This window comes from Thalassovita sp. (genome assembly GCF_034670005.1).
Taxonomy (GTDB): Bacteria; Pseudomonadota; Alphaproteobacteria; order Rhodobacterales; family Rhodobacteraceae; genus Thalassobius.
The window spans coordinates 1-14,218 of record NZ_JAXMOH010000015.1; the positions used below are offsets into that span (position 1 = coordinate 1).

Consider the following 14,218-nt stretch of genomic DNA (forward strand, 5'->3'; position numbering starts at 1 on the left):
CTTGTCAGCAGCGTCCTTCGATGTTCCGGATTTCTTGTTCATCTTCGCTCCATAATGGCTTCGATGAACCAGAAATCCTCCGTTGCTCAAACCCCTAAATTTGTCCGGTTGGTGCTGACGTCAGACAGTGGCGCAGGTATTGTGCTTTCTGCTCTTCTGTCATGCTTGAATCTAATATACTCCAAGCGTGATAGGATAGCATTTTTCCTATTTGTTTGGCGAATTTTTCCTCGTATATTGATTGCAAGCCTTCCTGCTTTAGGAAGTGGTCAAGAATCTCAAACGTCCTAAAGTAGTCAATAATGTGCTTCGGGCTCGATGATTGGGTTATGGAGCCATCTCGGATCACATATTGATAGAAGTCTCCGGCGATAACCCTGATATCCCTTGCATGGTGCAATATCCGTGGCGTTGTGGCTAGATCCTCATAATAACAGTGTTCGGGAAAACGTATTCCGGTATCCATAAACAAAGATGTGCGCCAGAGCTTATTAACGAAACCCGGGTTGAATTGATCTAAAATATCGACCTGGTTATTCGTGTTCACAAGGTGCCCCGGTTCAGGGGATGTGCTTGGCCCAACGGGACGACCGTTGTCGTCGACAAAATTGATACCGCAGACCACTACGTCGGCTATTTTTCCTCCTGTTCCGTTCCAAAGCTCTTCCATCATTTCAGGCACGATATGATCATCACTATCAACGCCTGCAACGTATGGCGCACGGGCCTCGGAAATGCCGGTATTTCTGGCTCCACCCAAGCCCAGATTTCGCTCATGGCGGATCAATCTGACGCGATCATCCGTCGCGGCGAGCTGCTCAACGATTGCTGCGCTGTTGTCCGGCGAACAATCATCTATGCAAAGGATTTCGATGTCTTTCAACGTTTGGTCCATCACCGACCGCACGCATGTTCTCAACATAACGTTCAGTGCCGTAGATCGGGATGATGACGGAAATTTTGGGCATTAGTGTGGTTCCGGTATTAAGGATTTGATGGGCTCTGAGAAAGGGTCTTCAGCGCGGAAGATCCAGCAAGTTGACATCATCCCAGCACGTCGAAGTTTTAAGCATGCGTTGTAATGTTGCAGTGTCTACTTCGTGAAATTGATTGCGGTATTCCAAGTAGCCAAGTTTCATTATCAGCATATTGCGCAGATATTTCTGTTTTTGTTCTTCTTCCATATTCGATGAGATTACGCCAGCGGCATGATAAGAAAGGCTATTCCCAACTTTTTTCACGAATTCTTTTTCATATCTTGATTGTAGGCCTTCCTGTTTCAGGAAATTATCAAGGATATCATAAACTCTGAAGTAGTCCATGATATGCCTTGGGCTGGACGTGTTTGTGATTGATTCTTCACGAATTAGGTATTGATAATAGTCACCAGAAATAACTCTGATGTCCGAGGCATAGTGCAGTACGCGTGGGGTCGTCGCCAAATCTTCATAGTAACATTGCTCGGGAAATCGGATATCATTGTCTACAAATAGTGAAGTACGCCAAAGCTTGTTCCAGAAAGACGGATTGAAAAGGTTAAAAATGTCGATCTGGTCTTCGGTATTCATATGACGTCCAGGCTGCGGAGAGATGCGAGGGCCTAGCGGTCTAGCATGACTATCAATAAAGATAACACCGCACACTACTACATCGGCAATTCCTCCTCCGGTTCCCTCCCAGAGTTTTTCCATCATTTCAGGTCGGATGTAATCGTCGCTATCCACGCTGGCCAGATAGGGAGCGCGGGCCTCGGAAATGCCGGTATTTCTGGCTCCACCCAAGCCAAGGTTTCGCTCATGGCGGATCAATCTGATGCGATCATCCGTCGCGGCGAGCTGTTCAACGATAGCTGCGCTGTTGTCCGGCGAGCAATCATCTATGCAAATGATCTCGATGTCTTTCAGCGTCTGGTCCATCACTGACCGAACGCATTTCTCAACGTAACGTTCAGTGCCGTGGATCGGGATTATAACGGAAATCTTAGGCATTGAGGTCCTTGTCAATTTTGCGCAGCGGAGTTGTGAATCGGGAGTTGAAGGTCACAGCGCTTACAGTAGGAAACGAGCCTCTCCCAAGTCGACTGCGGCAGGCTGTCCCAAGGTGGAGGAGTGTGTTCGTTAACTTGGATGGAGCTCGTACTGTTTCCGACGCCGATGGTACGTTAATGCCGGGGCGCGACAGAGAGGCAACGGGACCCGACGAACTATCTTCACTGCGTACAATAGGGTCAGGTTGCAAGCTGCCATTGAACCCGAACCTTAGCGTCAAAATTAGAACGCTCATCTCGCACTCCGTCTGACGCTGAGTGGTGTTGATTCCGAAACTTTCGACAATTTTATTTCTAATGAAGTCATCGCGCCCGTGGACCAGTAAAGCTCTGAAATTATGGGAGGGAAAAACGTTTCGACCTTGACGGCTTCAGGCAGATGTTTGTGGACAAATATATCCGAAATCATCTCGACCTTTTCAAATCGTTCAATCAAAACCAGAACATAGGTGCAAATCAAACCATTACACGGATTCGATATAGGTACAACGGTGTCGAGCCAGAAAGAGGCGTTCGAGCCCATCGAAATATTCTACAGCCCGGAACGCAAGCGCACGAACCGAGGCACGCTGTCAACTGTCGCGGTGGCTGCGTGAAATCGCCTGCCGACAATGGTTGATTTCGAAGAAAGACAGCTCAATCTGAACAAGGCAGGTGTCGCGGAAACTGGGGGGCCTCAGATTGCCGGGTCGTCCGAGCTGCGGCGCATAGGGGCTTGCATTTGTTCATGATATGTTCATGATCGAACCATGCGGATGCCCGAAACAAATTCCATTGAAACATTGCAACCCGGCCAATTGCTGGCGCGCGGGGTGGCGCGGGCGCTTGGGAGCTATGGATTTGTTTCCGTTGAAGAATTTGTGCCGACCCGGGGTTTGCGCGTCGATGTGATGGGGTTGGGGCCAAAGGGCGAAATCTGGGTGATCGAATGCAAATCCAGCCGCGCGGATTTTCAGGCGGATGGGAAATGGCAGGGCTATCTGGAGTGGTGCGATCGCTATTTCTGGGCCGTGGATGAGGATTTTCCAACCGACCTTCTGCCGTCCGAAACCGGGTTGTTGATCGCCGATGCCTATGGCGGCGAAATCATTCGCATGGGGCCTGAAGCCAAGTTGGCGGCGCCCCGGCGTAAGGTGTTGACGCATAAAATCGCAACGCATGCGGCACGGCGGCTTCGGGCGCTACGCGATCCCGGTTTCTAACCCGTAAGTCTAGCGCTTCACCGCGCGGGCGGCCTGGGCGGCGGCACGGATTTCCTCGGCGATTTCCTCGGCCTCTTCGGGTTCGAAATCCATTGGGATTTCAATCCCTTTCCCTTCGATGAACAGGCGTACCATTCCAAGATCGGTCGGCCCGATTTGCAGGTTGGCTTCGATGTCGCGTTCGGTGTTGATCCCCATGACCACATCCCCCTTTTCGCTGATCAGCTAGCGCTTTCGGGCTTGCAATGCAAGCAACACGGGACGCAAACTATGGTCATGAAAGAGGTGACTTTACGCGATTTGCAGATTGGCGATGCTGGCTGGCTGATCGAACAGCACGGCCTTCTTTATAACCGCGACGAAGGATTTGACGCCAGTTTCGAAGCCGTGGTTGCGCAGATTCTGGCGGACTATATTCTGAACCACGACCCGGAATGCGAGCGGGCCTGGATCGCCGTGCAAGACGGTCAAAGGCTGGGCAGCGTCTTTTGCGTGAGGCAGGATGCCGAAACCGCCAAACTGCGCCTGTTCCTGCTGCTGCCAGCGGCACGCGGCATGGGGTTAGGCCAGCGTCTGCTGACAACCTGCATGGGCTATGCCCGGGACAAGGGATACAAGCGTATGGCGCTGTGGACCCACGAAAGCCATCGCGCGGCCTGTGAACTTTATGCCCGTAACGGGTGGCAGTTGAAAAGGTCCGAACCGGTGCGCAGTTTTGGCGTGGATCTTGTCGAACAAAGCTGGGAAATTGTGCTTTAACGGGCTTGCAATCCCGTTTCAGGAAGGCTAAATCGCCCGGACAGTGCCGCCTTAGCTCAGTTGGTTAGAGCGCTGGATTGTGGATCCAGAGGTCTCCCGTTCAAACCGGGAAGGCGGTACCATTCCCCCCTTTATCAGTGTTGCGAAACGCGAGAGATCGCGCGTCAGGGTCCGGCGCAATCGAAGACCCTGACCTCGCGTTCCAGAAAAAGCGGTTTGGCGGCGGAAAAGCTGCGCTTGAGCGCGCAGTCGCGGGCCAGCGTCTGGAAGAAGGTGCGCCGGATTTCCGGGTTCGCACTGTATGCGTAGTAATCGAAATCCTGGATCGTGAAGACGCTAAAGCCGCGCGACAACCAATAGGGCAGCTCCCATTCTTCTTTCTGCAGCGGCCAGGCATGGGCCTTGACCCGATAGTCCTGTTTTTCTTCATCGACATTTTCCAAGCCAAACATCACCCCGGGCAAATTGACGAAATAGAGCGCGTCAGGGGCGGATTGGCGGATCAGCCGCTCTTGGGAAAATTCCGGAAGATCGGTGTCATATTTGCGGGCCAGCCGGTTCAGGCGGTCAATCTCGGACTGCTGCGCCTCTTTCATTTGCGGCAATTCCAGATGCATCGAGGTTATGATTTTCCGGTCGCGATAGGTTTCGGCCAGATAGGTTTCAACATCTTGATGGATCGGTTTGGCCAGCGCCTGATTCAATGTCTGTGTGGTGCCCATGGCCGACAGCCCGAGCGCTCCCAGCAACAGCAGGCCGCTGGCAATGCGCGTCGCGGGCCGGTCGGCGCGGGTCAAATCGGCCAGAACGAGACCACCCAGCAGAAGAAAGCCTGCGAAATTGCCGATCCATAAATGTTCAGGTTGGCGCGGCCCGGTGATCAGCGCGGTCGCGACCGTGCCTATAGCGAGCGACATCCAGATCACCAAAAGCGCCGATTTCTGCGGTAAATGGCATTCCCGCCGCAACAGAAAAACAGGCGTCAGCAGCGCAATTATAGCCATCACCGGGGACATCCCGAACGTGATCTCGATCGCGCGTCTGGCCAGCGTTGTCAGCCCGTCCAGTGGGTTCGTCTGATCCGAACTGATCGACATCACGGCCTGAATGCGTTGAAAATCAAGGAAGTTTCTGAAATCGAGGATCACGCCGATATTCAGGATTGGCCACAAGACCAGCACCAGTCCCATCGCGCGAAGGAAAGATTTCAGCGCGGATGCCTGCCCCTCGGACCGGATGAGCAGGACGATCAGTCCCAGCGCCAACGGGCCCAGCACAAAGACTGCGGATTGCTTGAAGCTCAGCGTCAGCAAGACGCAAAGCCCCAGCGCAATGTCCCATCGAACAGGCCGATTGGCCTGCAGCCTGATCAGCATCGCCAGGAAACATCCGATCAACCCGGTGGCCAGTCCGGTATCGCCTTTGGCGATATGGGCCATGAACACCGCAAGCGGAAACAGCATCGCGATCATCGCCACCAGTAGCGCGCGCAGGGGATCGAGTTTCAGGCGCCGCGCAGTCAGGAAAAACAGGGGCGCCATCAGGGCGCTGATCGAAGCGGTGACGATCCGCGCGGTGATGTAAAATTTGGTCGGGTCCGCGAAATATTGTGCCCTGAATCCGGCGGCCCCGTCCCACCAGTCGGCGGCGCGCCCGATCACGAACAGAACACCGAAGGCAACCGCGTTGAGATAGTTGAAAAAGGGTGGGTAAAAATGCTGACCTGGTACGATCTGCCCGGTCAGAACCTTGGCGGCTTCATTCACTCGTTCATCGCCGTGGAAATAGCCGTAGTCGACCCCGACAAGCCGCAACGCCAAAGCCGCAACAAACAGAAGAAGGCACATAAGCGCCGCAGTTTTGCCTAAACTTTCGATAGATTTCACGGTTATGACTTTCGCGACGCTGAAATTAATATCTAACTGGTAACCAATTCAGGGCCGTTCGGGCAAAGAAAACTGTTTGAATTGGATGATATCCCGATTTTGATGACGGAATTGGCAGTTTGGGTGGATATGCTGGAAACAATAGGCTGAGATGAGGGACATTGTAAAAAGCCATTCTGAACGTCAAAACGTGCCTTTGTTCGTCGATATGGACGGGACGTTGCTGCGGACCGATGTTGCGCAGGAATTGCTGGTGCGGTCGTTCAAGTCCCCCGCCGCAATCATGGCGGTTATGTCTGGTGCCGTGAAATCCGGGGTTACCGGGGTGAAACGGGCGTTGGCCGACCATGTCGAATTCCGTGCCGATCTGTTGCCTTACGACCCTGCGGTTCTGGCCTATGTAAAAGCGGCGCGCCGGGCCGGGCGGCGGGTGGTTCTGGCCACTGCGGCCGACAGTAAGGTGGCGCAGGATGTGGCCGAGTTCACCGGGCTGTTCGACGATATCATTGCCTCGGTTCCCGGACGCAACATGAAGGGGGCTGCCAAACTGGCCGCGATCCGTGACGCGGCGGGGCAGGGCGGGTTCGAATATCTGGGCGATTCCGCCGCCGACCTGCCGATCTGGCAAGATGCGGACTGGCGCGGTTTCGCGCATGTTCCGGTTCAGGCCCGCGCCTTGGCGTCTGGCGACGCGGTGACGCTGTTGCCGGTGGACAAGGCTGCGCCGCGTTCGGCGCTGTTGCGGGCGATGCGACCGCATCAATGGACGAAAAATCTATTGCTGTTCCTGCCGCTGCTTTTCGCACATCTTTACACCGACCCGGTCAGCCTGATGCGGGCTGTTCTGGGGTTTGCCGCGTTTTCGCTTTGCGCATCGGCGGTTTACCTGATCAACGACATGCTGGATGTCGATGCCGACCGGGCACATCCGACCAAGTGCAAACGCCCCTTTGCTGCCGGTCAGTTGCGGCCCAGGTCAGGGGTGTTTGCAGCGCTCGGGCTTTTGCTTGCCGGTCTGGTCATCGCTTTTGCTTTGGTCGGACCGCTGTTCGGGCTGGTACTGGTCCTTTATGTAGCATTGACCAAGGCCTACTCCTTCTGGCTGAAAGCCTATTCCACCATTGATGTCGTGGTTTTGTCAGTTCTCTACACCATCCGGATCGTTGCCGGTGCTGCCGCTATTCTGGTGGTGCCAAGCCCCTGGATACTGACCTTCTCGCTCTTCTTTTTTCTCAGCCTGGCCTATATGAAGCGCTATATCGAACTGGCGCGGGTTACGTCAGCGGGGCGCTTGCCGTCGCGCAATTATTATGCCGGTGATTTGAATATCGTGCAGACATTCGGAATTGCCAATGCTGCGCTGTCGCTGCTTACAATGGCCGAATATATCAGCAGCAATGACGTGCAAGACCGTTATCAGGCACCGGGATTGTTGTGGTTGATGCTGCCGGTGATGATGTTCTGGACCTATCGCAGCTGGATGTGGGCCAATCGTGACAAGATCGGAGACGATCCGGTGGCCTTTGCCCTCAAAGACCGGATCAGCCGTGTATCGGGGCTGATCGTTTTGGCGATTGTCCTGTTGGCCCGCAATATCAATCTGGATTGGATGCTGCCGTGAACCTACCCAATTTCGTCCTTATCATCGCCAGCGTGATCCTGTCGGCACTTGCGCAGACATCGTTTAAACACGGGGTTTCGCGGGTGGTGTTCGCTGAAACCGCCGGTCTGGTGATGAAGGCCATGGGGATGCTGTTTTCGCCCTTCGTCCTGCTGGGGCTGGCTCTGTACGGGGTGAGCGTGGTATTATGGTTATTCGCGCTGCGCCAGCTTGATCTGTCGCTGGTTTACCCGTTTGTATCGATCAGTTTCGTGCTGGTGGCAATGTCGGGGATTTTGGTGCTGGGTGAACCGTTCAATGCGACCCGGCTGACCGGGATTGGATTGATTGTGCTGGGGTTGTTGGTGATGGCGCGAGGAGCCTAGCCGGTTATCGGCTCAACCGGCGAAAAACAGGGGCGCACGATATGCAATTTTCGGCCAATCTGGGTTTTCTGTGGACCGATCGGACCTTGCCCGACGCCATTCGGGCCGCGAAACAAGCAGGATTCGATGCGGTCGAATGCCATTGGCCCTATGATGTTTCGAGCGGCGACGTGGCCGCAGCGCTTGCCGAGACCGGGTTGGAAATGGTCGCGTTGAACATCAGGCCGGGCGAGGTGACTGCGGGCGAGTTTGGACTTGCGGCGTTGCCGCACCGCGAAGTGCAGGCGCGCAGGGCGATTGACGAAGCCCTTGACTATGCCGCCGCGATCAATGCCCGGCATGTGCATGTGATGGCGGGGAACGCGACCGGGGCGGAGGCGGCCCGGATGTTCGAAAAAAACCTGCGCTATGCCTGTACGCGGGCTGCGCCGCAGCAGATCACCATTCTGATCGAACCGCTGAATCACTATGATGTCCCCGATTATTTTCTGACCGACACCGAACAGGCGGTGACGCTGATCCGCGCGATCGGGGTGGATAACCTGAAACTGATGTTCGATTGCTATCATGTGAAACGCACCGAGGGCGATGTCGGTCGCAGGTTGAAAGCGCTGATGCCCTGGATCGGCCATATCCAGTTTGCCGCCGTCCCGGATCGGGGCCCCCCCGATCATGGCGAGGTCGATTACCGGGACGTTTTCACGCGGCTTAAAGATCTAGGTTATGACCGTCCGCTGGGGGCGGAATACCGGCCCGAAGGCGAAACCGGGGCGTCGCTGTCCTGGCTTGACTGGGCCAAGGGGCTTTAGGCCCGCTGCGCCTTTTGTTCGGCCACGTTGCGGGCGATCAAATCTTTGTAAAGCGCTCGGATACGTAACGTTGTCGGCCCGGCCCCCTGGGCATCGCCAATCGTTTTGCCATCGATTTCGGCTACCGGGGTCTGTGCCCCGAAGGTGCCGGTCAGAAAGGCTTCGTCGGCACCATAGGCGTCATAAAGCGAATAGTTTCTCTCGAATACCGGAATGTCATTGGCGCGGCACAGGTCGATCACTTTCTGCCGGGTGATGCCGTTCATGCAGTAATCGCCGGTCGAGGTCCAAACCGCCCCTTTGCGCACGATGAAGAAATTGCAGGCATTGGTGGTGTTTACAAATCCATGCGGGTCCAGCATCAGCCCTTCATCGGCCCCGGCCTGTTCCGCCTGCAGGCAGGCGATGACGCAGTTGAGCTTGGAATGGCTGTTGAATTTCGGGTCCTGGCTGTGTGGCAGCCCGCGCACCTGTGGCACGGTGGCCAGCCGGATGCCCCGGCTTTGCAGGCTGTCAGCGGGGGTGGAATGTTCCACGATGGCGACGATGGTCGGACCCCATTGCGATAGCTGCGGGTGCTGGAACGGTTTCGCCTTGCGCCCGCGGGTGATCATCAACCGGCAATGGGCGTCGCCGATCATGCCATTGGCCGTCGCCGTCCGGTCGAGGATGTCGCGAATGCCGTCCCGGTCCAGTCCGATATCGAGCGATACCGCTTTGCAGGCGCTTAACAGCCGGTCCATGTGTTCGTCGAAGAACGCCCATTCGCCATCATATAGCCGCATCCCTTCCCACATGCCGTCGCCCAGCATGAACCCGGAATCGTAGACCGAGACCTTGGCCTGATCCTTGGGGACGATATCGCCATCGACATAGATCTTGATCGCATCGTTGCGCAGATCGGCCTGAGCGTCGTGGGTGGAATGGCTGTTCGCTGTGATCATGGTCTACCCCGGTCAAGATGGAAAATGTTGCGTTTAATGTTTACCCGTTTTGGGGCGGCTTCAAGCGCCGAGGCTACACAACATGCGCGTGGCGCGCGCTGCCTTGCACCAGAAACCAATCCATGTGATTTTCTGACTGTAACCGTCGAACCCGGTTACGGCTGTGAGTGTGTGCGAGGCATATGGATTATCAATCTGCGGTTTATCTTTTTTATGGAATCTGTTTGCTGTCTTTGGGTGTTGTCGCATTCGTACAGCCCAACGATGCCAAAGCCCTGCCTATCAGTCGTCATTTCACTTTGCTGGGTGGCTTCGGGCTTCTTCATGCTGCGCGGGCGTTTATTGAGGCGTGGCGGGGTTTTTTGGATTTCGCGGCGCCGTGGCTGGCGTGGTTTGCGGCGGCCTTTCTGGTGCTGTCCTTCCTGTCGCTTTTCGAGTTTGCCCGGCGGAGCCTGACCCGCGAGAGGGCTGGGGATGGCATGGCAGTGCCGGGTGTTTCGGCGTGGATTTACCCCCTCATCGGCCTGACCGGACTGGTATTGACGTTATCAGGCGGGCACCAACTGGAGGCCATCGAAGCATTTGCGCGCTACGCCCTTGGATTCCCTGCCATGGTCATGGCCGGGATGGCCTTGCGTCGGGCGTTTCCGCCCAAGGCCGCCGCGACCCAGGTTCTGGGCTTTTCCTTCATGCTTTCAGGGGTGTTTTCCGGTCTTTTCATCCAGCCAAGCCCCAGCTTGCCCGGCTGGTTGCCAACGTCGCAGGATTTCTTTCAGCTTACTGGTGTTTCCATAGCGCTTGTACTTGCCGTTTGCACCGGCACTGCGGTGATTTCGCTTTCTATGCTGTGCCGACGGCAAGCAGTGGACATGATCGCAGGTCTGCGCGCCGCAGCGGAACGGACCCGGGTGTTGAGCGCCGGCGTTGCAAATCTTTCCGTGCCCGGAGATTCGGAATTCCGTGAAAGCGAACGGCGGCTGCAACACGCAATGGAAATCGGCAAACTTGGGTACTACATCTGGAATTTCGAAGAGGGCCGAAACGTCTTTGTCACGAAGGAATTCGCAGCGCTGCATGGGATGACCATCGAGGAATATATGTCCGAGATCGTCACCGAAGAAAGCGACATAGCGCTTATTCACCCGGAAGACAGGGAAACGTATATCAAAGCCATGTCAGAGCGGCGTGACACGCGTGATCCGATTACTGTGGAATATCGTATCGTCGGCAAGGATCGCGTCACCCGGTATGTGCGCGAGGTGGAAGCGACCCCTGAATGGCGCGACGACGAACCGACCATGATGGAAGGCACGCTTCAGGACATCACCGATTTCAAGGTGTTGGAACAGGAGTTGCGCCAGAGTGAGGCGACCTATCGCGGAATTCTGGAAAGTCTGGACGAGACCTATTATCGCGCTGATCAGCAGGGGCGGATCCTGATGATATCGCCCTCCTGCCAAGAGATGTTTGGGTATTCGGCTGACGACCTCGTCGGTGAATCGGTCCAGAAGCTTTATTATAATCCCGACGGTCGTCCGCATTTCCTGCAGTCATTGCGTGAACAGGGCGGGCATATCAGGAACTACCCTGCGTGGCTGCGTCACAAGGACGGGCATGCGATTTTTGTCGAGACGAATGCGCGTTTCATTGTCGACGACAGCGGCGAGATTCTGGGGGTGGAAGGCACTGTGCGGGATGTGACCGAACGCAGGGAGGCCGAAGAGATCAACACACGGCTTGGCCGCATCATCGAGGATTCGATCAACGAAGTGTATGTTTTCGGAGGAGAGGATCTCAACTTCATATCGGTCAATCGCGGAGCCCGCAAAAATCTGGGCTACAGCATGCAAGACCTGAAAGGGACGTCTCCTTTCGATATTATGCCAACCTATTCAAGGCAGGATTTTTTAGACCTCATTCAACCGCTTCGCGATGGGCATGTGCGGGGTCTGGAATTCGAGGCTGAGCACCAGCGCAAGGATGGCTCAACCTATGATGTTCAGATCCATCTGCAAGTTTCGCGCACGGAAACATCGCCGATATTCTTTGCAATTGTCGAGGACACGACCGAACGCAAGGCAACGGAAATGCGACTCGCACGGGCTCAGAAACTGGAAGCCGTCGGTCAGTTAACCGGCGGTATAGCGCATGATTTCAACAACCTGCTGGCTGTCATTCAGGGCAATGCGGAGGTTCTTGAAGATGATGAGATATACGAACCTAAAATGGTTTCGGAAATTTTGCGCGCGACGGAGCGAGGCGCGGAGCTGACGCAGCGGCTGCTGGCCTTTTCGCGCCAGCAGCCGCTGGCGCCAGAAGCGACTGATATTTCCGAGCTGGTAGGCGGGATGCTGTCCCTGTTGCGGCGGACGCTGGGCGAAACCATCGAAATAAGCTTTCGGGCAGAACAGGGGCTGTGGCATGCGCTTGCGGATCCGGGTCAGATCGAGAACGCGCTGTTGAACCTTGTGATCAACGCGCGCCATGCGATGCCTGACGGTGGTCCGTTGACGATCACCTGTGAGAATATATCGCTGCGGGACGCGGACGGCGAACAGGACGGCGATCAACTGGTCGGTGATTTCGTCGTGCTGTCGGTCACCGATCGTGGTCATGGCATGTCGAAGGAGACGCTGGAGCGCGTTTTTGAGCCGTTTTTCACAACCAAGGGCGTGGGCGAAGGCAGTGGTCTGGGATTGTCGATGGTCTACGGGTTCGCGCGTCAGTCGGGCGGACAAGTGACCATCGACAGCGAGGTCGGCAAAGGCACCACCGTCAAATTGTTCCTGCCCAAGGCGGTGGCGGCCGGTGCATCGCGCACACCTGCCAAGGCGCAGGAGGTCCACAAAGGGCAGGGCGAAACCCTGTTGGTTCTTGAAGACGAGGACGAGGTTCGCGCGATCGCCGAAAGGATGTTGAAAAAGCTTGGCTACAATGTCGTGACGGCACAGGATGCCGACGAGGCGCAGCGCGTTCTCGAAGCGATGCCGGACATTCGCCTTATCCTGTCCGACATTGTCCTGCCCGGCGGCATCAGTGGGCCGGAATTTGCCGCCCGGATCAAGGCAAGCAGCCCTGACAAGAAATTCATTTTCATGTCGGGTTATCCTGCGGAATACCTGCAAAAGAACAGTTCGCTGCAGGCCGACAGTCAGCTACTGACAAAGCCGTTCCGCGTGGCACAATTGGCGCGGGCGGTGAATGACGCATTCTATGCCTGATACGGATCACAGGAAGGCGTGGTCGACCTGTGTGCGTCATGCCCTTCCATCCACAGCCGATTAGACGGGCTGTCACTGTCAGTACCGTGGGGGCACACCCCGACCGAGGCTGCAACGCAGACACGCCTTTGCCGCAGAGTCGTGGTCAGGCGAAACCATATCCCGTTGCTTTTTCCCGGCTTCTGGCTTTGCCTACTTGCAATGGGGGCGATGGGTGCCTAGTTAAAACAGGCAAGGCTTCTTCCTACGACCATCTGTTTCCTGACGGCCTCAGTTGATTTTATGACGACACTGAGCCGGGTCATCACATTATGTGGGTGGCGAAAAACTAGGAGATAACACGATGGCCAATGGCACCGTGAAATGGTTCAACACCCAAAAAGGTTTCGGCTTCATCGCCCCTGAGCAAGGATCGAAGGACGTTTTCGTTCATATTTCGGTTCTTGAACGGGCGGGGATTAATCAGCTGGACGATGGGCAAAACGTAACCTTCGATATCGAAAGCGGCCGGGATGGCCGTGAATCAGCGATCAATCTCGCACTGGCATAAGCCTGCGTAGAACTTGGTTGCGAGGCGGGAACGGCCTTTTGGCTGTTTTCGCCTTTTCATTTGAAATGGCCCCTGAGGTTCAGCGATGGCCATTGGAGAAATTAGGGAACTAACAAACTTGATAGAAGTTAACTGGGGAAATCCCATGATCGTTGTCGTTTCACCAGAGGGTGACACGCAAAATATCAATACGATTGAACAGGCTCATTACTGGCTGCGTAAGAAATGGCCGGTTGCTGACGGTAAACGCGATCTCGCGCTCAATCACATTGATGCCGCGATGAATTGCCTGGGGACGGTTGACGCTGCCCGCACAGCATTCCACTCAGCAGCGAAGACCGCTGGTTTCATTCCAGATCGCATGTGCGCCGAAGCGAACGCCGCTTTCTGATCCATGAACCCAAGAGCCAAGTTGCCGGCATGGTGATCGTTCCGGTGATCCGTGCGATCCAGACATCGGCACGAGTGCCCCTCCAAAGTCTGGAATACATTGGTGCAGCGCTGGCACACAATCCTTCAAGGAGACGGAAAGATGGCAAAACTAACAAAAGCCAATTTGTTCAAAGCTGAAAAGCCGCGTGCGGAAACGCTGATCGACAAGACCACGCGCGCAGCGTGGGAGATTCTCGACGACGAAAGCGAAAAGCGCGAAACCAAGACCGCCCGTCTTCGCAAGGCCCGTCTTGAGAGAGAAGCCAGCACGGTTTCCAAAGCCCCCAAGGCAACAGCCAAAGGGACAGCCAAGAAATCCGGGTGAGTGCGGTCGGAAAACGTTGACACGCGGCAAAAACTGAACACAACAAACTGAACGCAA

General features: G+C 55.5%; 14 protein-coding genes and 1 tRNA gene. 10 read left to right on the forward strand and 5 right to left on the reverse strand.

From position 1 onward, the window contains the following. Positions 1–94: 94 nt before the first annotated feature. Entirely contained in the window at positions 95–922 is an 828-nt protein-coding gene (locus VOI23_RS18010) for a glycosyltransferase (RefSeq protein WP_323786429.1), read from the reverse strand. 94 nt (positions 923–1,016) lie between these two features. Beyond that, positions 1,017–1,988 carry a glycosyltransferase family 2 protein gene (locus VOI23_RS18015; protein WP_323786430.1) on the reverse strand — a complete coding sequence of 324 codons (972 nt, stop codon included), beginning with the start codon at positions 1,986–1,988 and terminating at the stop codon, positions 1,017–1,019. 808 nt (positions 1,989–2,796) lie between these two features. Here VOI23_RS18015 and VOI23_RS18020 point away from each other — a divergent pair. After that, positions 2,797–3,249: an MmcB family DNA repair protein gene (locus tag VOI23_RS18020; protein WP_416376549.1), complete on the forward strand. Its 453-nt coding sequence runs from the start codon at positions 2,797–2,799 to the stop codon at positions 3,247–3,249. Positions 3,250–3,258: 9 nt separating this feature from the next. On the opposite strand, the gene VOI23_RS18025 is transcribed toward VOI23_RS18020, so the two are convergent. Continuing rightward, positions 3,259–3,447: a DUF6324 family protein gene (locus tag VOI23_RS18025; protein WP_323786431.1), complete on the reverse strand. Its 189-nt coding sequence runs from the start codon at positions 3,445–3,447 to the stop codon at positions 3,259–3,261. Between the two features lie 78 nt (positions 3,448–3,525). Here VOI23_RS18025 and VOI23_RS18030 point away from each other — a divergent pair, with 78 nt between their 5' ends. Continuing rightward, a complete protein-coding gene (locus VOI23_RS18030) occupies positions 3,526–4,008 on the forward strand; it encodes a GNAT family N-acetyltransferase (protein ID WP_323786494.1) in 483 nt (160 codons plus the stop codon). Positions 4,009–4,053: 45 nt separating this feature from the next. Further along, positions 4,054–4,130: transfer RNA gene (locus tag VOI23_RS18035), tRNA-His, on the forward strand. A 42-nt stretch (positions 4,131–4,172) separates the two neighbouring features. Here VOI23_RS18035 and VOI23_RS18040 read toward each other — a convergent pair. Then, positions 4,173–5,855 carry a hypothetical protein gene (locus tag VOI23_RS18040; protein WP_323786433.1) on the reverse strand — a complete coding sequence of 561 codons (1,683 nt, stop codon included), beginning with the start codon at positions 5,853–5,855 and terminating at the stop codon, positions 4,173–4,175. A gap of 190 nt (positions 5,856–6,045) precedes the next feature. Between VOI23_RS18040 and VOI23_RS18045 the strand changes: the two genes are divergently transcribed. The 3 genes from VOI23_RS18045 to VOI23_RS18055 are packed head-to-tail and all read left to right on the forward strand — an operon-like array spanning position 6,046 to position 8,689. Further along, complete coding sequence (locus tag VOI23_RS18045) at positions 6,046–7,515, forward strand: UbiA family prenyltransferase (protein WP_323786434.1); 1,470 nt, start codon at positions 6,046–6,048, stop codon at positions 7,513–7,515. Next, complete coding sequence (locus VOI23_RS18050) at positions 7,512–7,880, forward strand: EamA family transporter (RefSeq protein ID WP_323786435.1); 369 nt, start codon at positions 7,512–7,514, stop codon at positions 7,878–7,880. Before VOI23_RS18045 ends, VOI23_RS18050 begins: the two co-directional genes overlap by 4 nt. A gap of 41 nt (positions 7,881–7,921) precedes the next feature. Then, a complete protein-coding gene (locus tag VOI23_RS18055; protein WP_323786436.1) occupies positions 7,922–8,689 on the forward strand; it encodes a hydroxypyruvate isomerase family protein in 768 nt (255 codons plus the stop codon). On the opposite strand, the gene VOI23_RS18060 is transcribed toward VOI23_RS18055, so the two are convergent. Beyond that, positions 8,686–9,633, reverse strand: coding sequence for an aminotransferase class IV (locus VOI23_RS18060; RefSeq protein WP_323786437.1), 948 nt, complete (start codon positions 9,631–9,633; stop codon positions 8,686–8,688). The two genes, VOI23_RS18055 and VOI23_RS18060, sit on opposite strands and share 4 nt — an antisense overlap. A 224-nt stretch (positions 9,634–9,857) precedes the next feature. On the opposite strand from VOI23_RS18060, the gene VOI23_RS18065 reads away from it, so the two are divergent. The 4 genes from VOI23_RS18065 to VOI23_RS18080 all read left to right on the forward strand — a co-directional run bounded on the left by VOI23_RS18065 (position 9,858) and on the right by VOI23_RS18080 (position 14,161). Further along, positions 9,858–12,854 carry a PAS domain S-box protein gene (locus VOI23_RS18065; protein ID WP_323786438.1) on the forward strand — a complete coding sequence of 999 codons (2,997 nt, stop codon included), beginning with the start codon at positions 9,858–9,860 and terminating at the stop codon, positions 12,852–12,854. A gap of 343 nt (positions 12,855–13,197) precedes the next feature. Further along, entirely contained in the window at positions 13,198–13,404 is a 207-nt protein-coding gene (locus tag VOI23_RS18070) for a cold-shock protein (RefSeq protein WP_323786439.1), read from the forward strand. A 145-nt stretch (positions 13,405–13,549) separates the two neighbouring features. Then, positions 13,550–13,795 (forward strand): DUF982 domain-containing protein, encoded by a 246-nt coding sequence (locus VOI23_RS18075; protein WP_323786440.1) that lies wholly within the window; start codon positions 13,550–13,552, stop codon positions 13,793–13,795. A gap of 141 nt (positions 13,796–13,936) precedes the next feature. Continuing rightward, entirely contained in the window at positions 13,937–14,161 is a 225-nt protein-coding gene (locus VOI23_RS18080; RefSeq protein ID WP_323786441.1) for a hypothetical protein, read from the forward strand. Positions 14,162–14,218 lie beyond the last annotated feature (57 nt).